This is a genomic window from Aerococcus sp. NPDC058936, assembly GCF_042741995.1.
GTDB lineage: Bacteria > Bacillota > Bacilli > Lactobacillales > Aerococcaceae > Aerococcus.
Window position 1 is genome coordinate 53693 of sequence record NZ_JBHYKZ010000005.1, and the last position, 22110, is coordinate 75802.

The following is a 22110-nucleotide window of genomic DNA, read 5'->3' on the forward strand; positions in this document are numbered from 1 at the left end:
ACCGTGCCCTAAAACGCAAATAAATCCATTTGGTGTCATATCTATGATTTTTTATATTCTAGACAATATCTTAGAATTATTCACCAAAAGCAGTACAAATTCTAACACAATTATCATTTAGCGTCAACATTCCTCACATATCATAATAAAAACAACCCGCCAAGGCTTGGCGGGTTGTTTCAATAAGTTTCAAATGTCAGCTGAAATTATTCTGCTGCTGTTTTTGAAGCCCATTTGAATGAAGTTGATGCACCAACTTGGTGGTGAACAACGCCCTCAACTGTTGGTTGCTCTAAGTAAGCACCGTAACGTTGGTACAATGGTGCGATACCAGCTTCTTCTAAGATTAAAGTTTCAGCATCTACTAAATCGCTCCAACGTTTGTCTAAGTCTTCAGTTTCATCTGATGCAGCTTGGATTAACGCATCGTACTCTTCGTTTGAGTAGCCGGAGTTGTTGTTGTTACCATCTGTTACAAATAACTCTAAGTAGTTGATAGGGTCAGCATAGTCAGCGCCCCAACCTGCGATTTGTAAATCGTAGTCTTGACTATTATCAGCTGCTACACGGTTCTTGAACGGAACTGAAACAATTTGAACTTGTAAACCTGGTAAGTTTGTTTGCAATTGTCCTTGGATATATTCAGCTGAACGTTTCGCATTTTCTGTATCATCTACTAATAATTCAAGTGTAATTGAGTCAGTACCTAACTCCTCTAAACCAGCATTGAATGCTTCTTGAGCAGCTTCTACATCATAGTCAACAAATCCTGTACCTTCAGTTGAATCTTCACGGAAGTCTCCATCTGTTGACGGATTGCTTGCTAATCCTTCTGGTACTAAGTAGTCAGCAGGTAGCGAGCCATTTTGTAACACTTGGTCTGCAAATGATTGTTTATCAATCGCTTGTGCGATACCACGACGAATATTTGTATTCGCTAATGGTGTTTCTTCACCGTTACGTTCTTGGTTCATCTTGATATAGAATACTGTCGATTCAGGCGCATTATCCATGTTTGGATCACCTTCACGAGCCGCTACATATTCACCAGATACTGTAGTATAGTCAATCTCACCAGAATCAAATAGATTTAATGCAGTTGAAGTTTCTTTAAGTACTTGGTATTTAACTGTATCTAACTGAACATTATCTGCATCCCAATAGCTATCATTTTTCACTAATGACCAGTTCAAGTTTGTACCATCCCAACCAGATAAGGCAAATGGTCCATTATATAAAACTGTATCTGAGTTTGTTGCATAGCTATCACCTTGTTCTTCTACAAAAGCTTGGTTAAGTGGGTAGAACGGTGCCATTGATAGTAAACCTTCCAAATATGGCACGGGTTTCGCATATGTTACTTCTAATGTTTTTTCATCTACAGCAACAGCACCTAACTCTGAAGGTTCCATTTCGCCAGCGATGATTTTAGTTGCATTTTGGATGATACCGTCCGCTAAGTATGAGTATGGCGCTGCTGTATCAGGATCAACTAAACGTTGCCATGCATATACAAAGTCATTAGCTGTTACAGAGTCCCCATTTGACCATGTAGCATCTTCTTTAATTTTGTATGTGTATACAGAACCGTCTTCAGAAATTTCCGGTTCGCCGTCTAATACACCAGCTTCATATTTACCTTCAGCGTTTTGACGGTATAAACCTTCATTCACGTTGTTCATCATATCAAATGAAACTGTATCTGTAACCATTGTCGTATCCATTGTTGGTAATTCAGAAGTTGTCGTCCAGTTCAATACTTGTTCGCTTTCGCCAGAACCATTTGAACCCGAATTGTCACTTCCATTACCACAGGCCGCTAGCACTAAACCTGATAAACCAATCACTGCAAGTGATTTAAATAAACTTTTTCTTTCCATAAGAACATCCTCCATATTTAAGCAAATCGCTTAATTAGATATTTATTACAACATGGAGACAATTTACTAGATTTTGAATACGTTGTCAATCTTTTCTTCTCATTATTTTCATGAAATATTCATAATACCCTCATAAATAAAGACAACCGTTGATATTATATCAACGGTTGTCTTGTCACTTGTTCAATTATTGTATTTATTCTGCATTATCTAAAGTGGCAGTACGTAAGTCAAATTCGTTACCAACAGATCGGAAAGTAATGCCTTCTAAGTTAGGATTTCTTAATTGTGTTTCTACTTCTTGGTATAGAGGAATCCACGCTGAATCTTCAGTTAATACTTCTTGAGCAGCAACAAAGTTTTCCCAACGTGCTACTGGATCATTGGCATTTTCACCTTTAGCAGCAATAATTTCTGCATCATAATCTTCGTTTGAGTAGTCCCCACGGTTGTAAGGTCCATCGGTTTCAAATAATTCGAAGAAGTTAATACCATCCGCAAAGTCAGCAGCCCAACCTGTGATAACTAAATCGTAATCACGCGCATCTTCTTGGCTTAGACGGTTTTTCTTAGGTACATTTTGCAATGTTAAAGTGACACCTGGTAAGTTATTTGCTATTTGTCCTTGGATATATTCAGCGGTTGTTTTACTTTTCTCGTCATCATCGCCTAATAAGTTCAGTGTTAATGTTTCAACACCTAATTCATCTTGTGCTAATGCCCAAAGTCTACCTGCTTCTTCTGGATCGTATTTATCTTCAATTGCAACTTCCGAAACAAAGTCTTCTTCTGTTTCTGGGTTAAAGATAAAGTTTTCCGGTACAAATGTAGATACCGGGTTTGAACCATCACCGATAACATTAGTTGCTAACTCTTCGTTGTTAATGGCGTAGTCGATCGCTTCACGAAGATTTTTATTTTGAAATACTTCGTTATTATAGTTAAAGGCTACCCAGTAGTTTCTCGCTTTTGCTTGTTGTACGGCGTCTTCATGATTTAGATACTGCTTAGCTAATTCACCTGTTAATAATGAGTTGTCAACATCTCCAGCTTCAAATAAGTTAACATTAGTTGAGACTTCTTTGATAACTTGAACATCTACTTCATCAATGGCAATATCGTCAGCATTGTAGTAGTCGTCATTCTTCACTAATGACCAAGTTAAACCTGTACCGTCCCATTCAGTCATGGTAAATGGACCAGAGAAAACAAGATTATCTGAATCAGTACCGTAAGCATCCCCTACTTCTTCAACAAAAGCTTGGTTTTGTGGGTATAACGGTGTGAAAGCTAATAAGTTTTCAATATATGGAATTGGTGTTTCTAAACGAATTTCTATAGTATAATCGTCCAAAGCTTCAACACCTAAATCTTCAATAGCTTGTTCACCGCTTAAAACACCTTCAGCATTTTCAAATCCTGCTAGTAAGTATGAGTATGGCGCTGCCGTGTCCGGATTAGCTAAACGTTGAATTGCATATACGAAATCGTGCGCTGTAATTTGATCGCCGTTTGACCATGTTGCATCTTCACGCATTTTAATCGTATAAGTTAATCCATCTTCAGAAACCTCAGGCAATGATTCAGCTAAGGCTGGTTGGATTTCATTTACATCATTTTCCCAATATAAACCCTCTTGAACATGTCCAATGTAGTTGGCACTATTCATATCTGTTACTAATACTGAGTCCATTGTAGCAATTTCAGTTGGTGCTACATAATTGACTACTGCACTCGCTTCCCCATTTGCAGCCTCAGTATTCCCTTCATTACTACCACAAGCAGCTAATAAAGCCGCAGTTGCTAGCGTAACCAAAAAACTTTTCTTTATTTTCATAGAAATCTCCCGTTTCTCATACATTTTTAATATAAATATCATTGTATCTCATTATTTTATTATGTCAATAGTATCAATCTAATATTTTTTTCAGAAAAAACGATCATGCACGACTTTGCTAGATTTAATCCATTTTTGTATGTGCAACTTTACCGAAAAGCAGAAGTTGATTACCGCAAAAAAGCACAGATACCGAGATATCTGCGCTAGGATGTTAACTGTCTGAATATTCGAAAGTGTCATTGCGACTTAAATTGGTACAGTAAATTGCCCTAATTTAAGAGAAATTATTTGTTTTCTAAGTTGTAGAAAGCGTTTAATCCTTGGTACTCAGCTAAATCGCCTAATTCATCTTCGATACGTAATAATTGGTTGTATTTCGCCATACGGTCAGTACGTGATAATGAACCAGTTTTGATTTGACCAGCGTTAGTTGCTACAGCGATATCAGAGATTGTTGAATCTTCTGTTTCACCTGAACGGTGAGATACTACAGCTGTGTAGTTAGCGCGTTTAGCCATTTCAATAGCGTTGAAAGTTTCAGTTAAAGTACCGATTTGGTTAACTTTAATTAAGATTGAGTTACCTACGTGGTTAGTAATACCGCGTTCTAAAATTTCAGTGTTTGTTACGAATAAGTCGTCACCAACTAATTGTACTTTTTCACCTAATTTTTCAGTTAATAATGCCCAACCGTCCCAGTCATTTTCGTCCATACCATCTTCGATAGTAATGATTGGGTATTTAGCAACTAATTCTTCTAAGAAAGCAACTTGCTCAGCAGCGTCACGTTTAGCTCCGCCTTCACCTTCGAATTTAGCGTAGTTGTAAACGCCGTCTTCGTAGAATTCTGAAGAAGCACAGTCGAAACCTAAGAACATGTCTTCACCTGGTTTGTAACCAGCAGCTTCGATTGCTTGGATGATAGTTTCAACAGCATCTTCTGTACCGTCGAAGCGAGGAGCGAATCCACCTTCATCACCAACAGCAGTTTCTAAACCACGTTCTGATAAGATTTTTTTCAATGCGTGGAAAGTTTCAGCACCCCAACGTAAAGCTTCTTTGAATGAAGAAGCACCAGCTGGAATAATCATGAATTCTTGGAAAGCGATTGGTGCATCTGAGTGAGAACCACCGTTTACAATGTTCATCATTGGTGTTGGTAATACTTTAGCGTTGAAACCACCTAAGTAGTTGTATAATGGAATGTTTAATTCATCCGCAGCAGCACGTGCAGCAGCAATCGAAACAGCCAAGATAGCGTTAGCACCTAAGTTACCTTTGTTAGCTGTACCATCTAATTCGATCATAGCAGCGTCAATACCGATTTGATCAGTTACGTCAAGTCCGATAATTGCATCAGCGATAGCGTTGTTCACGTTGTTTACAGCGTTTTGAACACCTTTACCTAAGTAACGATCTTTGTCACCGTCACGTAATTCAACGGCTTCGTGTTCACCAGTTGAAGCACCAGATGGAACGATTCCTCGACCAAAACCTCCAGCTTCAGTGTAAACTTCAGCTTCTACAGTTGGGTTACCGCGTGAGTCCAAGACTTCGCGTGCGTAAATATCAGTAATTGCAGACATAATTTCTCTCCTTTAAATTCAAAATAATTTTTAAATTTGTTACGTTCATATTATACCATACCCACCAATTGGTAGGTACAGATATTCCTTGTTTAATGCTTAATTAAGCTTTCACCAGTCATTTCAGCTGGTTGGTCAACGTCTAATAGATCTAACATTGTTGGCGCAACATCAGCTAAACGACCATCAGTGCGTAATTCAATACCTTTTTCAGTGACAATTAATGGCACTGGTACTGTCGTATGCGCTGTATTCGGTGAACCATCTTCATTTAATTCTGTATCCGCGTTTCCGTGGTCAGCAAAGATGATAGCTTTACCGTCTTTAGCTAATAAGGCATCCACAACACGACCTAAACATTCATCAACAGCTTCAATCGCTTTGATTGTGGGTTCTAACATACCAGAGTGACCTACCATGTCTGGGTTGGCAAAGTTTAAGATAATCGCATCTTGACGATCATTTTCAATCTCATCAACTAATGCATCTGTCACTTCGTAAGCAGACATTTCAGGTTTCAAGTCGTAAGTCGCTACTTTAGGTGAGTTAATCAGAATACGTTTTTCGCCTTCGAATTCGTCATTTGCCCCACCATTCATGAAGAATGTAACGTGAGGGTATTTTTCAGTTTCAGCGATACGTAATTGGTTTAAGCCGTTATCTGATAACACTTGGCCAAGAACATTTTTCAATGCGATTGGTTTAAAAGCGATGTCAGCTGGGATTGTATCTTTGTATTTAGTCATAGATACAAATTTCACGTTTGTTGGTACATTTCCACGATCGAAGTTATCCCATTCAGTTGCTGTTACAGCGTCTGAAAGTTGGATAGCACGGTCAGGACGGAAGTTAGCGAAAATGATAGCATCATTATCGGCTACTTGGCCTACTGGCTTGCCGTCAGCATCAACAATAACCGTTGGCTCAACGAATTCATCAGTAACGTCTTTAGCGTAGTTCGCATTTACAACTTCAATTGCATCTTCGCCAGTTTCGCCTTTACCGTTAAACATAACATCATAAGCTTTTTGTACACGTTCCCAACGATTATCACGGTCCATTGCATAGTAACGTCCAGAAATTGAAGCGATTTGACCTAAGTTTTCTTCGGCCATTACTTTTTCAAGTGATTCAATATAACCTGGTGCTGCATGTGGATCAACGTCACGTCCATCTAAGAAAGCATGTAGGTATAATTTTTCAACACCTTTAGCTTTAGCATCTTTAATCAATGCTTCGATATGACGTAAGTGGCTGTGCACCCCACCATCAGATAATAATCCGAAGATGTGTAAAGCGGAATGGTTGTCAGTTACATGAGTGTAAGCACCGTTTAATGCTTCATTCTCAGCAAATTCACCATCTTCAATAGCTTTATCGATTCGAGTTAGGCTTTGGTATACAATACGGCCAGCACCAATATTTGTATGGCCAACTTCAGAGTTACCCATTTGTCCATCAGGTAACCCAACGTCTAACCCAGAAGCTTTCATTGTAGCATGTGGAAATTCATTCCAGTAACGGTCAAAGTTTGGTTTGTTTGCTTGTGCTACAGCATTACCATATGATTCTTCTCTCCAACCGAATCCATCTAAGATAATAATAGCTACGGGTGATTTAGACATGTGTTATTTACCTCCATTTAATAATGCGATGTAAGAAGTAACATCAAGACTAGCTCCTCCTACGAGCGCACCGTCAACGTCCTCTTTTTCAAGCAATTCAGCAATGTTAGCTGGTTTTACAGAACCACCGTATAAAATACGTGTTTGGTCTGCAGCTTCTTTACCAGCAATTTCAAATAATAAATCGCGGATGTGTGCTGACATGTCTTGTGCATCATCAGCAGAAGCTGTTTTACCAGTACCGATTGCCCAGATTGGTTCATAAGCAATTACGGCTTGTGCAACTTGATCAGCAGTTAAACCTTCAAGAGCAGCACGGATTTGTCCACTAACCCACTCTTTTTCTTGGCCAGCTTCACGAGTTTCTAAAGTTTCACCACAGCAAATGATTGGTGTCATGTTGTGGCTGAAAATGCTTGCCGCTTTTTTACGTACATCTTCATCCGTTTCGCCGAACAATTCACGACGTTCTGAGTGACCGATGATAACGTAAGGTACGCCTAAAGCTTCTAAAGCAAGCGGAGAAATTTCACCTGTGAAAGCACCCTCATCTTCAAAGTGGACATTTTGTGCACCAATTTGGATGTCAGTACCTGCTACTTCTTCGATTAATTTTTCAATGTAGATTGCTGGTGGTGCGATTAAAGATTCAGCATCCGTTTGTGGGAAACCTTCTTTAAGTGCAGCAACGAATTCATGAGCTTCAGCAGCTGTTTTGTTCATTTTCCAGTTACCAGCGATTAATGTCTTACGCATATATAAAAAACTCCTTTACGAAAAGTTTTATTCGATTTAATTACGAAAATTATTTGTTCGCGATTGCAGCGATACCAGGCAATTCTTTACCTTCTAAGAATTCTAATGATGCCCCACCACCAGTAGAAATGTGTGTGAATTTATCAGCTAAACCTAATTGGTAGGCAGCTGCAGCTGAGTCCCCACCACCGATGATAGTTGTAGCATCAGTTAAGTTAGCGATAGCTTCACCAACACCGTTAGTACCTTTTGCGAAACTTGGCATTTCGAATACACCCATTGGGCCATTCCAAACAACAGTTTTCGCATCTGCAACTTGTGATGCGTAGTACTCAACAGTCTTAGGACCTACATCAAGTGATTGCCAGTCAGCTGGGATACCGTCGACATCAACAACATCAGTGTTAGCGTCGTTGTCAAACGCGTCAGCTACAACAAAATCTACCGGTAATACTAAACGGTCGCCAGCGCGTTCCATTAAGTCTTTAGCCAATGGAATTTTGTCTTCTTCAAGTAAAGAGCCACCAACTTCGTAACCTTGAGCTTTCATGAAGGTATATGCCATACCACCACCGATTAAGACTTTGTCAGCCTTATTTAGTAATGACTCGATAACTGAAATCTTGTCAGATACTTTTGCACCACCTAAGATTGCAACGAACGGACGTTTTGGTTCGTTAACAGCGTCACCTAAGAATTGGATTTCTTTTTCCATTAAGAAACCAGCAACTGCTTCGATATTGTTTGAGATACCAACATTAGAAGCATGCTCACGGTGAGCAGTACCGAATGCGTCATTAACAAATACGTCGCCTAATGAAGCCCAGTATTTACCTAATTCAGGATCGTTCTTGCTTTCTTTCTTACCGTCTACATCTTCGAAACGAGTATTTTCGAACATCAATACTTCGCCATCTTTAAGGTTAGCGATAGCATCTTCTAATTCTTGACCACGAGTTTGCGCTACAAAAGTAACTTCTTTACCTAATTTTTCAGATAAACGTTCTGCAACTGGGCGTAAAGATTTAGAAGCTTTATCTTCTTCTGTTTTCACTTTACCAAGGTGAGAGAATAATACTAAACGACCACCTTGCTCAAGAATATACTCGATAGTTGGTAATGCTTGAACGATACGGTTGTCATCAGTAATGTTAAGGTCTTTGTCCATTGGAACGTTGAAGTCAGCACGTTCTAAAACAACTTTACCTTTCAAATCGATGTCTTTTACAGTTTTCTTAGCCATTAAAATAGCACTCCTTATCTTAAGTTGTTAACCAATAAAAAAGGGCAGGAAGCGCGAAGCTTCCCGCCCAAATTCAACTGATTTTACTTTTAAACAATTAATTATTGTTTAGCAGCAAAGAATTCGATTAAACGTACGAATTGAGAAACGAAACCAGCTTCGTTGTCGTACCAAGCAACAGTTTTAACTAATTGGCCATCTTCAGATTCGATAACTTTAGTTTGAGTTGCGTCGAAGATTGAACCAGCTGGAACACCAACGATGTCAGAAGATACGATTTCATCAGTGTTGTATAAGAATGATGGGTTAGCGTATTTTTCCATAGCAGCGTTAACTTCTTCAACTGTAACTTTAGTGTTTAATGTTGAGTAGAACTCAGTCATCGAACCAGTTACGATAGGAATACGGATAGCAGTACCGTCAACTTTACCGTTAACTGAAGGAATAACACGACCTACAGCTTTAGCTGCACCAGTAGATGCTGGAATAGCGTTTTCTGCAGCTGCACGTCCGTTACGGAAGTTACCTTTTTTACCGTTAGGTGCATCTTGTAATGATTGTGTAGAAGTGTAAGCATGGATTGTTGACATTAAACCATGTTTGATACCAAATTCTTTTTCTAACACGTTAACTACAGGAGCTAAACAGTTAGTAGTACATGAAGCACCAGAGATAATTGTATCTTCAGAATCGATGATATCTTCATTTACACCGTAAACAATTGTTTTAGTTTCAGCATCAGCAGGAGCTGAGATGATAACTTTTTTAGCACCAGCATTGATGTGTGCTTGAGATTTTTCTTTTGTAGCGTAGAAACCAGTACATTCTAGAACGATATCAACACCTAAGTCACCCCAAGGTAAATCGTTTGCGTCACGTTCAGAGTATACAGTGATTTCTTTACCATCGATAGAAATACCATTTTCAGTAGTTTCGATATCGTGGTTGAAAGTACCATGAGCTGTATCATATTTTAATAGGTAAGCTAAGAATTCGTTGTCTGTTAAATCGTTGATTGCCACGATTTCTACATTTGATTCATTTTCTTCCCAGATACGACGTAAAGTTAAACGACCGATACGACCAAAACCGTTAATTGCTAATTTAATTGCCATACTACAAAATTCCTCCTTAATGGAATACAAAATTATTTTAATGGGATTCCCCATTTAAAACCATATTTGAGGCACCTTGATCAGTTATAATGACTAACTGTTTAGGTGCAAGTTTTGCAAAAGCCTGTATTGCTTCTGCTTTTACACTGCCTCCAGCAATCAGAATTGGCAAGTCAATATCTGCCAAGTCTTCAAGTTGTAGACCAATTCTAGGGATTCGATGTACTATGTTTCCTTCTTTATCAAAGAAACACCCGAACACTTCCCCTACAGCGTGGTTACTCTTAATCTTAGATGAACTTTCTAAATCAAGTCCCCTACGCCTTGCCATAATTTTAGCATTACCAACACTAAAAAGCAAAATGTTAGCCTCTTTTAACCGCTTTAAAGTTGATTGAATCACGGGATCATTCATTAAAGCCATATTTGCCACCTCAGATAAATTCTCGGGAGCATATAAGGAAATATTGTGACCGTGTAACTTTTGCGCTAGAATATCGCTAATTGTATTGGCTTGAGTTGCTGAAGCATCTCCGATCCCACCCCTGGCTGCGACCACAGTAAAGTGTCTGTCAGTAGAAGGTGCTAGTTGAACATGTTCACTCACCTCTAGCATAGTTGAACCACCAGTAACAGCAATCGTATGATTCCCCATTGGTAAATTCTTGTCTAAGTATTTTGAAACTTGTAGACCCATTTCAAATAAAATATGTTGATCCTGGTCGATATCTCCTGAAACAATTCGAGCATCTGCTATGTTGAGCACATCAGCCAAATGTTTTTCTTGTAAGTGAATTTTATTTGTATCACGCCACAAGTCTTGACCTGTAGCAATTGCTCGTTCTCCTTTTGGCGTAATTGTCATACCCGTGGGAGAAGAATCAATGAGACCTTGTTGTTTCAAAACATCCGTGATTGTACGTAGCGGTCGTTCGGTAATTGCTAACTTTTCAGCTAGTCCCTTCCGACCAATCGGACCATCTTTGAAAATCCGCTGTAAGACGGTGATTCTCTCAAAATAGGTCTTCTGAACTTCCGGCACTACTTCAGTAATACTTTTAAATAATTCGTCCATAGTCCCCACTTTCCTAGTACAAAAACGTTGAGTGAAAAAAGACTGGGACTTTTATTGTCCAGGATGTCTTTTTTTGACCACCTTACGGTAAAAAAATTTGATTCCTTCGAATCTCATCTCTTTACATGAGTAATCATACCAATAAATTTATCCGCTTGCAAGCTTTTAGGGGCACTTTTCTCCTATACGGCTATGAAAAGTATTACGCCTTACAAAGAATATATATTTAAGAGTTTATCCACGGTCTATACCGAACCCTTTAAATAAAAAGAAGTAGGTTTTACCCCACTTCTCCAGATTTAAAATCCGTTCATTATTTTTCTAATTCATCATTTTTAGTCATAATTTGATCTAATAAACCATATTCTAACGCTTCTTCTGCTGTTAACCAGTTATCACGGTCTGTATCGCGTTCAATCACTTCTACAGGTTGACCGGTCATTTCAGAGTATAAACGGTTCATTTTTTCTTTTGTTTTCAAGATGTGGCGAGCAGCGATTTCAATTTCAGTAGCTTGTCCTTGAGCGCCACCTAATGGTTGGTGAATTAAGATCTCAGCATTTGGTAAGGCAAAACGTTTACCTTTAGTACCTGCAGCTGCAATAAATGAGCCCATTGATGCTGCCATACCCATTACAATTGTTTGTACATCTGCATGTACGAATTGCATTGTATCGTAGATGGCCATACCAGAAGTGATAGAGCCACCTGGTGAATTGATGTATAGGTAGATATCCTTGTCTGGGTCTTGAGCGTCTAAGAATAATAATTGAGCGATAATTGAGTTGGCTAAATCATCATTAAATTCCCCGCTCAACATAATAATACGATCTTTTAATAAACGAGAGTAGATATCGTAAGCACGTTCACCGCGAGAAGATTGTTCAATAACTGTTGGTACTAAGTTCATTTAAATGTCCTCCTTTTAAACTTGTATATGGCTATTATACCTTTATGGTCAAAATTGGTCAACAAATATAACTTTTTGACTTTCCCCATCATTTTAGCATAGAAGGTTTATTCTGCCCAATAGCTGGCCTTCAAGGGCTTGAAAAATGTAACAACTGTCCATGTTGATACCTAAGATATCATCACTTCTTAAAAACGATTGATACTTTCAGATTCCTATAAAAGCTTGAATTTGACTAAAAACTAGGCTATAATAATTCTGTTATTGTTTTTTACCAAAATATACAATAATTTGCGCCCGTAGTGTAATGGATATCACATAAGATTCCGGTTCTTATAATGGGGGTTCGATTCCCTCCGGGCGTATTCAGATAAAAAATTATTAAGTTGTTGCTATTTATGAGTGACAGCTTTTTTCCCTTACCCTAGAAAATGCTTTAATTTCTTTTTTCAAGTGTTCATGTTAATGCAGCTTAACGTTGCATATATAAATCCTTTGAAAAATCATAAAAATGTTTTATATTTAGAAAACGAAGATTACTTTGTCAGTTAAGAGGAGAGATTGACCATGTCAGTTATAACAACTGTATTAACTTTTTTAGTCGCTTTAGAATTCTTTTATATCATGTATATACAAACGATTACTACCACATCAGTCCAAACAAGTAAAATATTCAATATGGAAAGAAATGAGTTGAAGGGAAAATCATTGAATACCTTATTAAAAAATCAGGGTATATATAATGGTCTCATCGGTCTAGGGCTATTATATGCATTATTTTTTAGTAGTGCCTCTATTGAAATTGTTCGTATGATATTTGTCTACATTATTTTAGTAGCCACATATGGTAGCTTCACTAGTAGTAAAAAAATTATATTGACACAAGGTGGACTATCTATTTTAGCTTTATTCTCAACCTTCCTATAATTGAATGCACAGCGTAATACTTGATAGAATACTTATTTGAACCCTAGTTTAACTGTCTATTTTTTTGCGTCATATGTGAATAAATATTTAGATGGTTTTTCTATTATTGGAACGATGAAACTTCACTAAACAACCCCCTACCCTGTAATATCGATCTTGTAAAAAAATAATAAACAAAAAATCGGGATAGCTCCCGATTTTTTTGTTTATTGTATTTGAATTTAAATTAGAAGAATACGTTTGTCACGCCATCACCTGAGGCACGGAATGATTCAGCTGATGTAGTTACACCGTTAGTTAATACATCGTTAACAGCTTGGTAAGTTTCTTCTGATACAGTAGCGCTAGCTGCCATACCATTTGAAACAACTTCAAATTGACCAGATGCGTTAACTACCGCTGATAATGAAGTACCACCCCAGTTACCTGAGTTTGCACGGTTAAGGATTACAGAGAATACTGCTGCTTTTTCAGAGTAGCTTGGACCAGCTTCAGTTTCTACTACTTGTAATACTTGGTAAGGGATTTCTTCTGCTGCTGAATAAGAAGAAGTTGAAGTTGTTTCTGTTACTTCTTCTGCTTCATATGAAGTTGCTGTTGCTTCTTCAGCTTCATACGCTACAGGTTCAACAGTTGTTTCTTCTGCTACCTCTTCAGTTGCGGTTTTTTCAACTGTTTCTTCTGCTACTTTGTAAGTGTCTTTTTTCTTGTTAGCATCTTCTACTACAACTTCGTCTACTTCACCTTCAGCATTTTTAGTGAATGAAATAGAATTAGATGGGAAGATTAAATCAGCATTTTCAATTTCGTTGATTTGAACTAATGTGTTCACATCTACTCCAGCTGCGTTAGCGATCACTGATAAAGTGTCACCGTATACGACAGTGTATTCAGATGTTGATTCATCAACTGCTTCCATATCCGCTGAAACTTCTTCAACGCTACGCGCTGTCCATTCCGCTGCTTTCGCTTCTTCAGTGTTAAATCCTGCTGTCGCAAATAATGCTGACAATGCAAATGTTGTTCCTAAAATCGTTTTGTTAAATTTCATGTTAAGTAAAACTCCTTGTATGTTTAGCTGTTGCTAAGTTGTTTATTTAGCCACTGTTTCGACTACATGCAATATACTACACGGTGTGGATTCAAAAAGAAACCCTATAAACCCATTCGTTAAGGGGCTTTAAATGGACTGAAATGTTTTGTAATTTTTAATATTTACGTCTCAATTATTACAATTCGCCGCATTCCCAGTCTGACAACATTCTTAGCACTTTCATGGATTCTTGCATATTTTAATAAGTTATATTTATGACATTGTATGTAACAAATTATTTTTGAAAAATGAGTATATTTCACCACGCAAAAGGTCGATATATCAGCATTTCCCCTCCATATTTTCAAGATTCAATATAAAAATCAACCTCACAAACAATAAAAAGGCCCCAAGAATTACAGCATACTTGCTGTACTCCCTGGGGTCTTTCTACATATTAATCGACTAACGTATCTGATTCAGCATCAGACATGCTATCAAAATCATCTTTTTTATTTAATTGTGCTAGCAATTGGTCGATATGGTTACCATATTCAATTGAACGGTCGCGTTCAAAGAATATTTCCGGTGTTTTATAGATATTTAGGCGTTTACCAATTTCAGAACGAATTAAACCACTAGATTTTTCCAAACCTTTTTGCGCTTTTTCACGTTCACTGGCTAATTCACTCAATGTAGTGTAGAAAATAGTTGCTTGTTGTAAATCTCCAGTAACTTCTACATCAGTAATTGTAACACCTTCAACGCGGGGGTCTTTGACAGTCTTTCTCAAGATATCGTTGACGTCGCGAAGGATCTCTTGACTTACACGCTCAGCTCTATATTTTGCCATTGTGCATCACCTCTATTTTTTCTTCACTTCTACCATACGGTATGCTTCAATTTCGTCATCTACTTTAATATCGTTGTAGTTTTCAATTGTAAGACCTAGTTCGAATCCACGAGATACTTCTTTCACATCATCTTTAAAGCGACGTAACGAACCTAATTGACCATCATAGATGACAATTGAATCACGGATGATACGAACTTGTGAGTTACGGTAGATTGTACCATCTAATACGTAACCACCAACAATTGTACCTACTTTAGATACATTGTAAGTTTCACGAACTTGTACAGTACCGGTTACTTCTTCAACGAATTCAGGGTCTAACATACCCGTCATCGCTGATTCTACGTCATTAATTGCATCGTAGATAATGTTGTATAGACGTACTTCTACTTCATCAGCATCTGCTTGTAATTTAGCTTGTGGTGTAGGACGCACGTTGAAACCAATGATTAAGGCTTGTGAAGCTTGACCTAAAGTAATATCACTCTCGTTAATCGCACCAACAGCTTGGTGAACGATGTTTACTTTAACACCTTCAACTTCGATTTTCTTCAAGCTTCCAGCTAAGGCTTCAACAGAACCTTGAACGTCCCCTTTGATAATGACATTAACAGATTTCAATTCGCCTTCTTGTAGCGTTTCGAATAAGTTGTCTAAGGTTACAGCATGGTTTGCTTGACGACGTTCTTGTAAGGCACGGCTCGCACGTTCTTCACCGACGGCACGGGCTGTTTTTTCGTCATCAAAGGCTACAAAGCGGTCACCAGCTTGTGGTGATTCTTGTAAACCAGTGATTTCAACTGGTGTTGATGGGCCAGCTTGCTTGATACGACGACCAGTATCGTTAGTCATAACACGGACACGTCCATGTGTATCACCAACAACGATTGGATCCCCAACACGTAATGTACCTTCTTGGACTAATAATGTCGCAATAGCACCTTTAGATGGGTCAAGACGGGCTTCGATTACAGAACCTAAAGCTAGACGGTTTGGTACAGCTTTATATTCCTCTACATCTGCAACTAATAAAATCATTTCTAGTAAGTCACTTACATTTTGACCGAATTTAGCTGAGATGTTTACGAAGATTGTGTCCCCACCCCACTCTTCAGAAATTAGGCCATATTCAGTTAACTCTTGCATTACACGGTCAGGATTAGCTGTTGGCTTATCGATTTTATTTACTGCAACGATTATCGGTACACCCGCTGCTTTGGCATGGTTAATCGCCTCAACGGTTTGTGGCATTACACCATCATCAGCTGCTACTACAAGTATTACGATATCCGTTACATCAGCACCACGCGCACGCATCGTCGTGAAGGCCGCATGTCCTGGTGTATCTAGGAAAGTGATTAAACGGTCATTTTCACGTACTTGGTAGGCACCAATATGTTGTGTGATACCACCCGCTTCGCCGTCAACAACTTGAGCGTTACGTAAGTAGTCAAGTAAGGTTGTTTTACCATGGTCAACGTGCCCCATGATGGTTACAACCGCTGGACGAGTTTCTAAGTCTTCCTCATCTGCATTCTTAGCTTCTTCAAAGTAATGTTCAAAGTCTGCTTGGTCAACAATAACTTTCTCTTCAGCCTTTACACCATATTCTTCTAGAATTAACTCGATAGCATCTTTATCTAATGCTTGGTTTTGTGTAGCTGGTACACCCATCAAGAATAATTTTTTGATAATCTCCGCTGGCTCACGATGAATTTTTTTAGCGATATCCGCAACAGTCATACCTTCAGTATATTCCACTTTTTCTGGAAGTGGCTTATTCTTTCTTGGTGGTACTGGGTTGCCTTGAGGGCGGTTTTGGTCATTGTTAAAACGACCTTTTTTCCCTTTTTTGCCTTTACCTTTAAATCCGCCATTTTTATTATTAGTGTTGTTTTTAAAATTATTTTTTTGATTATTCATATTCTTATTCTCTTTTGCTGGGTTATTGCGATTTTGCGACTTGTTTTGTTGCTGATCTTGCTTAGCATTTGCTTTAGCAGGTGCTGGTTTATTAGAGCCTTTTTCTGCAGGTTTATTTTCAGCTTTCTTAGCTAGTTGACTTTCAGCTGCTTTCGCTGGCTGTTTATCGTTGTCTTCCTTAACTGCTGATTTATTTGCAAAGCCACTTTTCAGCTTATTTACTTCGTCCTCAGTCATTGATGCCATATGGCTTGAATATTCAAAACCTGCTTGTTCTGCAGCTTTCAATAACTCTTTACTTGATACGCCAATTTCCTTAGCAACTTCGTAGACACGTTTTTTTGACATGTCATCACCTTCCTTATTCTACTAATCTCTCATACTTTTTACTCTCCTATTTGATGTAAAAATATACGTAAAAATCTAAATTATTTTTTAAAGCTTTTCACAAACCCGCGGTCTAAGAAAGCGACTATCGATCTCTTTTTACCTAAGGCAATTGAAATTTCTTCAGTTGTAAACATCTGAACGCATTCAACTTCATAAAAAGCACATTTATTCTCTATGTTTTTCTTGGTTTGTTCGCTGACATCAGTAGCCATGACCACTAAAATAGCCGTCTCTTGCTGGACAGTTTTCATGACAGTTTCAGTACCTGAAACCAGTTTACTAGCTGCTTGTGCCAAACCTAACAAATTCAACTTATTATTGTTCATTTTCAAAAAGCTCTTTTCTGGCTTTTTGATGGGCAACATAAGCTTTCAATTCACTATAAAAATCATCCGGAATGGATACATTTAAGTGTCTATCTAGCATGTGTTTGTCCCAAGCCTTTTGTACGACTTCTGGATCAAGGGATACATATGCACCACGCCCATTTTTCTTACCTGTCGGGTCAATTTCCACGACGCCTTCAGGATTACGAACAATTCTAATTAATTCTTTTTTAGGAAACATTTCATTTGTCACAACACATTTTCGCATAGGAATTTTTCGTTGTTTCATGTTTGATCCCACCTAATCTTAGCCTTCTTCGTTTAAACGCTCTTGTTGGTCTAAATCTTCTTCACCAATTAATGCTTCATCACCAATAATGTCGTTATCTTCGCCTTCAACATCAGCAATTTGCTCTTCAAGTGCTTCTGGACCGACATTACCTTCTTCAAGATCATCGATAGCTAACAAATCTTCTTCATCAACTGAAGTTGAACCTTCTGTCATTGCTTCATAATCTTCAACAGTTTCAATATCTTCAGCTAAAATTGGATCAACGTCTTCGTCAACCAATTCTTTTTCCGCGAAACGCTCTGCATACTCTTTTGTTTGTACATACGCTTCAAAGTCAGCTTCAGATTTAATATCAATCTTGTGGTTTGTTAATTTGGCCGCTAAACGCGCATTTTGGCCACGTTTACCAATAGCTAATGACAAGTGGTTTTCTGGTACGACAACCACACATGACGTTTCACCTGGTACAAAGTGTACAGATAATACATCAGCTGGGTTCAGGGCATTAGAAATGAAGGTTGCCATGTCGTCTGACCATTGAACGATATCCATGTTTTCGCCTTTTAATTCGTCTACAATACGTTGTACACGTGAACCACGAGGGCCAACACAAGTACCTACTGCATCGATATTCGCGTCGTTAGAAACAACTGCTACTTTAGACCGGTCACCAGCTTCACGAGCGATGGCTTTAATTTCAACGGTACCGTCGAAAATCTCAGGTACTTCTTGTTCAAATAGACGCTTCAATAGACTTGGGTGGCTACGAGAAACATAGACTTGTGGCCCTTTAGTCGTATTTTCAACACGTTCTACGTAAACTTGTACACGCTCGTGTGGTTGGAAAGTTTCATTTGGAATTTGACCCTCTGGTGGGATAACAGCTTCGATTTTACCTAGGCTAACGTATACATAACGACGGTCTTGACGCTCAACAATACCAGTCAAAATGTCTTCTTCGTAGTCAATGTATTCGTTGTAGATAATTGAACGTTCAGCTTCACGAACTCGTTGCATAATCACTTGTTTTGCAGTTTGTGCAGCAATTCGACCGAAATCCTTAGGCGTAACTTCAAATTTGATCTTGTCGCCAATTTCATATGCACTGTTTAAGTCGTGAGCATCTTCAAGCGATACTTCAAGTTGTGAGTCCATCACAAGATCAACAACTTCTTTCACTGCGTATACCTCTATACTACCTTTTTTTACGTCAAAGTTTACTTCGACATTTTGCGCTTGCTGGTAGTTACGTTTATAAGCTGAAACTAAAGCCGCTTCTAAAGCTTCCAAAATGACTTCTTTTGAAATGCCCTTTTCATCTTCAAGCGCTTCGAAGGCTCTTAACATTTCTTTACTCATCTAAATTCCCTCTTTCAAAAATGATAAATTTTAAAATTCAATGGCCAATCTGATTAACGATACATTTGATTTTTCTACAGTGACTGCCACTTTACGTGTTTTGTCTTTTGTTTCAACTTCATATGCATCATCTGATACAGAAAGTAGACGGCCTTGAATATTTTTTTGACCATCAATGGCTTGATAGAATGACAAGAATACCCATTCACCGATTGCAGCTTGGACATCGTCATCATTTTTCAATGGACGTTCTGCACCGGGAGAAGATACTTCAAGGTAATAAGCTTGCGGGATTGGGTCTGTTTCTAATTGATCAATAGCTTCAGAAATATGTTCACTGACTGTGACACAATCCTCTATTGCGATGCCACCACCTGGTTTATCCACGTAAATTCTTAGGAACCAAGATTTCCCTTCTTTAACGAATTCGATATCAAACAATATAAAGCCTAAGTCTTCAATAATTGGTTGAACGATTTCTTGCATTTGGTCTGTTACTTTAGCCATATTTCCCCTCGCTTTTCTTATTTTTACCTTATTACCATGAAAAAAGTGAGCGTCACCGCTCACTCCACCACTGTGTTCTTTCTACTCACATAGTATAACATATGCGAGCTTGATCCGCAATAATTGTTGCTATCAAGCGATTTTTACAAGTTCTGAACCAGACCTGTAACTTGGTTAACTGGAATTGAAAAGACAACACCGCTACCTGGCTGATCTAAGTCCATTGTGGTACGAATGCTTTCGGATACCGGATTGACTTTTTCAGATTCAACTACTAACAGAACGATTTCTTTTTCTGGTTGAATTTCAATATTGAATAGTTTAGAGATTTCAGTTGTCCCTGTTCCACGACCGTGAAGAATGGTTGCACCTTTAGCACCTTCTTTACGGGCAGCAGCAACAACATCATCACCTGATTCGCGGTCGACAATTGTTACTAATAATTGATACTCATTCATATTTTCACCTTTTTCTTCAAATGCCCGATTCAATAAACGACTACCACAAACGCTTGATGTATCTGCTGAGAACAGGATACCTAAACCTTTTTTGTCTAATTTCATTTTCTCAGTAATCTTTTCATGAATATCACTTTCGAATTCCTTAGGGGCTAATGTAATCAACAATTCTTTCTTCGATTCATCAAGGCCCATTAAGTTAAGGAATTTATTTGGAATGGTGCCGTCACAAAGAACTAAGGTGCCACCACCGGTTCCATGCTCTTTGGCAGTTTTAAGTACTTTTTGCCCAATACCATGGTTTACAATAGCGAAAAACGCCACTGATTCTACAGTCATCAATTAACCCCCTTATTTATCAATTGCTTTATTATTTTTAACGCGTAGTTTGTAAATTAAACCTAGGATTTGAACCATCAGCACTGGAGTCATTGCCACCATTGCGATGATACCAAAACCATCTACTAACACATCTGCTTGCGGTAAGGTTGCGGCTACACCTTGGGCGAAGGCCAAAATAAAGGTCGCCGTCATCGGACCAGAGGCTACTCCACCAGCATCGAAGGCGATACCCGTGAATAGGTTCGGAACGTAGAAGCTTAATAAGATGGATAAGCCAAATCCTGGCAATAGGAAGTGCCACAGTTCAACACCAGGTACCATAATACGAAGCATTGACATCATTACGGCTAAACCTACACCAATAGACAAGGAGAATAATAACAACTTATTAGGAATATGTCCACCGGTTACATCTTCAACTTGGTCACCAAGTACGTGTACTGCAGGTTCAGCTAATACAACAACTAGCCCCATCACAAGACCAATCCACGGTAGTAAGGATTCATGTTTAGTGGCTAATTCAGTCGCTAAGTAACGCCCCATATCCATAAACCCTTGGTTCACCCCTATTAAGAAGAAGGCTAAACCAATCAAGACATAGACAACCCCAACAGCAATACGGCGTAATTCACCCTTATTGATTCTTCCATAAAAATAAATTGCAATTGCGAATAGGATCAATACTGGAATTAGGGATACAACTGATTCTTGAACAGTATGACCAATATTTGCGATGAACGGACGGATAATCCCTTCAGTATATTGGTAAGCTTCATCAGTGCTTTGGAAAGTTGAACTTTGAAATAGTGACATCATCATCACGGCTAAAATAGGTCCTGTTGACATAGCACCTACTAACCCAAAGGAATCATCTTCTGTCCCTCTACCACCTTTTTTAGCGGAAACACTGGTACTTAAGGCCAATACAAATGGTGTCGTTAAGGCACCAGTCGTTGCACCTGAGGCGTCAAATGACATCGCTAGGAAGGTAGAATCTGCGAAAATTGATAATAAAGTAATAACCGCATAAACGGCTAAGAAGAACCACTTCAAGGCGACATCTTTCATTACCCGGTAAACACCAAGGGCGATCATAACCCCCACACCTATTGATACAACGACAACAATAGTTTGTGACCCTAAAGCGCCACCTGTTGCATCAGAAATTTGTTGGCCCAAAATTAATAGGTCTGGTTCGGCTACGGTAATCGAAAACCCTATAAAGAATGATAATAATAGTACGATTAAATGGGAACTTGAACGAATAATCGAATTACCTAGATAATTCCCAATAGGCGTCATACCAATATCTACTCCGAATAGAAAAATGGTCAGTCCTAGCGTCAATAGAATTGAACCAATGGCGAATCTAGCCATCATATCTCCTGGTACATCAACCAAGGTAAATGCCAGTGCAAATACAAGGATGACGATAGGTAAGACAGAAGAGATGACTTCTTTAAACTTATTCAGCAATAACTGCATAGAATTCCTCCTTTTTAATAAATAGTTTACATGGAAAAAAGCAACAAATAAATTAAACACCGGCGGATGATTTGTTGCGAGTATTGCGGTTAAGCGAACGGATTCACTTAAAAATGATGCACACAAGATTATGTTAACATAATCTGATTGTCACATCAAAAACAACGCTCAAAAAAAAAAAA

Annotated in this window: 19 protein-coding genes and 1 tRNA gene; 2 read left to right on the top strand and 18 right to left on the bottom strand. The window is 38.4% G+C overall.

What is annotated here, in order from left to right:
* Positions 1–206: 206 nt before the first annotated feature.
* The 9 genes from ACFW0C_RS05180 to clpP all read right to left on the bottom strand — a co-directional run bounded on the left by ACFW0C_RS05180 (position 207) and on the right by clpP (position 12030).
* Positions 207–1880 (bottom strand): peptide ABC transporter substrate-binding protein, encoded by a 1674-nt coding sequence (locus tag ACFW0C_RS05180; protein ID WP_378105971.1) that lies wholly within the window; start codon positions 1878–1880, stop codon positions 207–209.
* 196 nt (positions 1881–2076) lie between these two features.
* Complete coding sequence (locus ACFW0C_RS05185; RefSeq protein ID WP_378105973.1) at positions 2077–3717, bottom strand: peptide ABC transporter substrate-binding protein; 1641 nt, start codon at positions 3715–3717, stop codon at positions 2077–2079.
* Positions 3718–4004: 287 nt separating this feature from the next.
* On the bottom strand, positions 4005–5306 hold the full coding sequence (gene eno, locus ACFW0C_RS05190) for a phosphopyruvate hydratase (RefSeq protein WP_378105975.1): 1302 nt from the start codon (positions 5304–5306) through the stop codon (positions 4005–4007).
* 92 nt (positions 5307–5398) lie between these two features.
* Positions 5399–6931 (bottom strand): 2,3-bisphosphoglycerate-independent phosphoglycerate mutase, encoded by a 1533-nt coding sequence (gene gpmI, locus ACFW0C_RS05195; RefSeq protein ID WP_378105977.1) that lies wholly within the window; start codon positions 6929–6931, stop codon positions 5399–5401.
* Positions 6932–6934: 3 nt separating this feature from the next.
* On the bottom strand, positions 6935–7687 hold the full coding sequence (gene tpiA, locus ACFW0C_RS05200) for a triose-phosphate isomerase (protein WP_003143084.1): 753 nt from the start codon (positions 7685–7687) through the stop codon (positions 6935–6937).
* 49 nt (positions 7688–7736) lie between these two features.
* On the bottom strand, positions 7737–8930 hold the full coding sequence (locus ACFW0C_RS05205) for a phosphoglycerate kinase (protein WP_378105980.1): 1194 nt from the start codon (positions 8928–8930) through the stop codon (positions 7737–7739).
* Positions 8931–9031: 101 nt separating this feature from the next.
* The gene (gene gap, locus ACFW0C_RS05210) at positions 9032–10045 is read right to left on the bottom strand and encodes a type I glyceraldehyde-3-phosphate dehydrogenase (protein WP_290489752.1); all 1014 of its coding nucleotides are present in this window, start codon (positions 10043–10045) and stop codon (positions 9032–9034) included.
* A 37-nt stretch (positions 10046–10082) separates the two neighbouring features.
* The gene (locus ACFW0C_RS05215; RefSeq protein WP_338191302.1) at positions 10083–11120 is read right to left on the bottom strand and encodes a sugar-binding domain-containing protein; all 1038 of its coding nucleotides are present in this window, start codon (positions 11118–11120) and stop codon (positions 10083–10085) included.
* Between the two features lie 313 nt (positions 11121–11433).
* Positions 11434–12030 carry an ATP-dependent Clp endopeptidase proteolytic subunit ClpP gene (gene clpP / locus ACFW0C_RS05220; protein WP_003140760.1) on the bottom strand — a complete coding sequence of 199 codons (597 nt, stop codon included), beginning with the start codon at positions 12028–12030 and terminating at the stop codon, positions 11434–11436.
* A gap of 293 nt (positions 12031–12323) precedes the next feature.
* Between clpP and ACFW0C_RS05225 the strand changes: the two genes are divergently transcribed.
* Together ACFW0C_RS05225 and ACFW0C_RS05230 are read left to right on the top strand one after the other, a co-directional pair.
* Positions 12324–12395, top strand: a tRNA-Arg gene (locus ACFW0C_RS05225).
* Between the two features lie 202 nt (positions 12396–12597).
* Complete coding sequence (locus ACFW0C_RS05230) at positions 12598–12957, top strand: DUF1304 domain-containing protein (RefSeq protein ID WP_338191303.1); 360 nt, start codon at positions 12598–12600, stop codon at positions 12955–12957.
* Between the two features lie 226 nt (positions 12958–13183).
* Here ACFW0C_RS05230 and ACFW0C_RS05235 read toward each other — a convergent pair whose 3' ends face one another.
* The 9 genes from ACFW0C_RS05235 to ACFW0C_RS05275 form a co-directional block, all read right to left on the bottom strand.
* The gene (locus tag ACFW0C_RS05235) at positions 13184–14008 is read right to left on the bottom strand and encodes a cell wall hydrolase (RefSeq protein WP_378105984.1); all 825 of its coding nucleotides are present in this window, start codon (positions 14006–14008) and stop codon (positions 13184–13186) included.
* A 439-nt stretch (positions 14009–14447) separates the two neighbouring features.
* Positions 14448–14843, bottom strand: coding sequence for a 30S ribosome-binding factor RbfA (gene rbfA / locus ACFW0C_RS05240; protein WP_378105987.1), 396 nt, complete (start codon positions 14841–14843; stop codon positions 14448–14450).
* A 12-nt stretch (positions 14844–14855) separates the two neighbouring features.
* Positions 14856–17117, bottom strand: a complete 2262-nt coding sequence (gene infB / locus ACFW0C_RS05245; RefSeq protein WP_378105990.1) for a translation initiation factor IF-2 — start codon at positions 17115–17117, stop codon at positions 14856–14858.
* A gap of 80 nt (positions 17118–17197) precedes the next feature.
* Positions 17198–17485 carry a ribosomal L7Ae/L30e/S12e/Gadd45 family protein gene (locus tag ACFW0C_RS05250; protein ID WP_290489851.1) on the bottom strand — a complete coding sequence of 96 codons (288 nt, stop codon included), beginning with the start codon at positions 17483–17485 and terminating at the stop codon, positions 17198–17200.
* Complete coding sequence (rnpM, locus tag ACFW0C_RS05255) at positions 17475–17774, bottom strand: RNase P modulator RnpM (protein WP_003141014.1); 300 nt, start codon at positions 17772–17774, stop codon at positions 17475–17477. The genes ACFW0C_RS05250 and rnpM overlap by 11 nt, the downstream gene beginning before the upstream one ends.
* A gap of 18 nt (positions 17775–17792) precedes the next feature.
* A complete protein-coding gene (gene nusA / locus ACFW0C_RS05260; protein WP_378105993.1) occupies positions 17793–19136 on the bottom strand; it encodes a transcription termination factor NusA in 1344 nt (447 codons plus the stop codon).
* Positions 19137–19166: 30 nt separating this feature from the next.
* Complete coding sequence (rimP, locus tag ACFW0C_RS05265) at positions 19167–19643, bottom strand: ribosome maturation factor RimP (RefSeq protein ID WP_111856981.1); 477 nt, start codon at positions 19641–19643, stop codon at positions 19167–19169.
* 143 nt (positions 19644–19786) lie between these two features.
* Positions 19787–20440 carry a P-II family nitrogen regulator gene (locus tag ACFW0C_RS05270; RefSeq protein ID WP_378105996.1) on the bottom strand — a complete coding sequence of 218 codons (654 nt, stop codon included), beginning with the start codon at positions 20438–20440 and terminating at the stop codon, positions 19787–19789.
* Positions 20441–20452: 12 nt separating this feature from the next.
* Positions 20453–21928: a DUF1538 domain-containing protein gene (locus ACFW0C_RS05275; RefSeq protein ID WP_378105997.1), complete on the bottom strand. Its 1476-nt coding sequence runs from the start codon at positions 21926–21928 to the stop codon at positions 20453–20455.
* Between the last annotated feature and the right edge of the window lie 182 nt (positions 21929–22110).

Bases quoted from the DNA above. Each gene is read 5' to 3' on its own strand.
- eno (WP_378105975.1), bottom strand. From the start codon at position 5,306: ATGTCTGCAATTACTGATATTTACGCACGCGAAGTCTTGGACTCACGC.
- nusA (WP_378105993.1), bottom strand. From the start codon at position 19,136: ATGAGTAAAGAAATGTTAAGAGCCTTCGAAGCGCTTGAAGATGAAAAG.
- clpP (WP_003140760.1), bottom strand. From the start codon at position 12,030: ATGAACTTAGTACCAACAGTTATTGAACAATCTTCTCGCGGTGAACGT.
- rnpM (WP_003141014.1), bottom strand. From the start codon at position 17,774: ATGAAACAACGAAAAATTCCTATGCGAAAATGTGTTGTGACAAATGAA.
- tpiA (WP_003143084.1), bottom strand. From the start codon at position 7,687: ATGCGTAAGACATTAATCGCTGGTAACTGGAAAATGAACAAAACAGCT.
- gpmI (WP_378105977.1), bottom strand. From the start codon at position 6,931: ATGTCTAAATCACCCGTAGCTATTATTATCTTAGATGGATTCGGTTGG.
- rimP (WP_111856981.1), bottom strand. From the start codon at position 19,643: ATGGCTAAAGTAACAGACCAAATGCAAGAAATCGTTCAACCAATTATT.
- ACFW0C_RS05275 (WP_378105997.1), bottom strand. From the start codon at position 21,928: ATGCAGTTATTGCTGAATAAGTTTAAAGAAGTCATCTCTTCTGTCTTA.
- ACFW0C_RS05270 (WP_378105996.1), bottom strand. From the start codon at position 20,440: ATGACTGTAGAATCAGTGGCGTTTTTCGCTATTGTAAACCATGGTATT.
- ACFW0C_RS05235 (WP_378105984.1), bottom strand. From the start codon at position 14,008: ATGAAATTTAACAAAACGATTTTAGGAACAACATTTGCATTGTCAGCA.
- ACFW0C_RS05215 (WP_338191302.1), bottom strand. From the start codon at position 11,120: ATGGACGAATTATTTAAAAGTATTACTGAAGTAGTGCCGGAAGTTCAG.
- ACFW0C_RS05205 (WP_378105980.1), bottom strand. From the start codon at position 8,930: ATGGCTAAGAAAACTGTAAAAGACATCGATTTGAAAGGTAAAGTTGTT.
- ACFW0C_RS05230 (WP_338191303.1), top strand. From the start codon at position 12,598: ATGTCAGTTATAACAACTGTATTAACTTTTTTAGTCGCTTTAGAATTC.
- rbfA (WP_378105987.1), bottom strand. From the start codon at position 14,843: ATGGCAAAATATAGAGCTGAGCGTGTAAGTCAAGAGATCCTTCGCGAC.
- ACFW0C_RS05250 (WP_290489851.1), bottom strand. From the start codon at position 17,485: ATGAACAATAATAAGTTGAATTTGTTAGGTTTGGCACAAGCAGCTAGT.
- gap (WP_290489752.1), bottom strand. From the start codon at position 10,045: ATGGCAATTAAATTAGCAATTAACGGTTTTGGTCGTATCGGTCGTTTA.
- ACFW0C_RS05185 (WP_378105973.1), bottom strand. From the start codon at position 3,717: ATGAAAATAAAGAAAAGTTTTTTGGTTACGCTAGCAACTGCGGCTTTA.
- ACFW0C_RS05180 (WP_378105971.1), bottom strand. From the start codon at position 1,880: ATGGAAAGAAAAAGTTTATTTAAATCACTTGCAGTGATTGGTTTATCA.
- infB (WP_378105990.1), bottom strand. From the start codon at position 17,117: ATGTCAAAAAAACGTGTCTACGAAGTTGCTAAGGAAATTGGCGTATCA.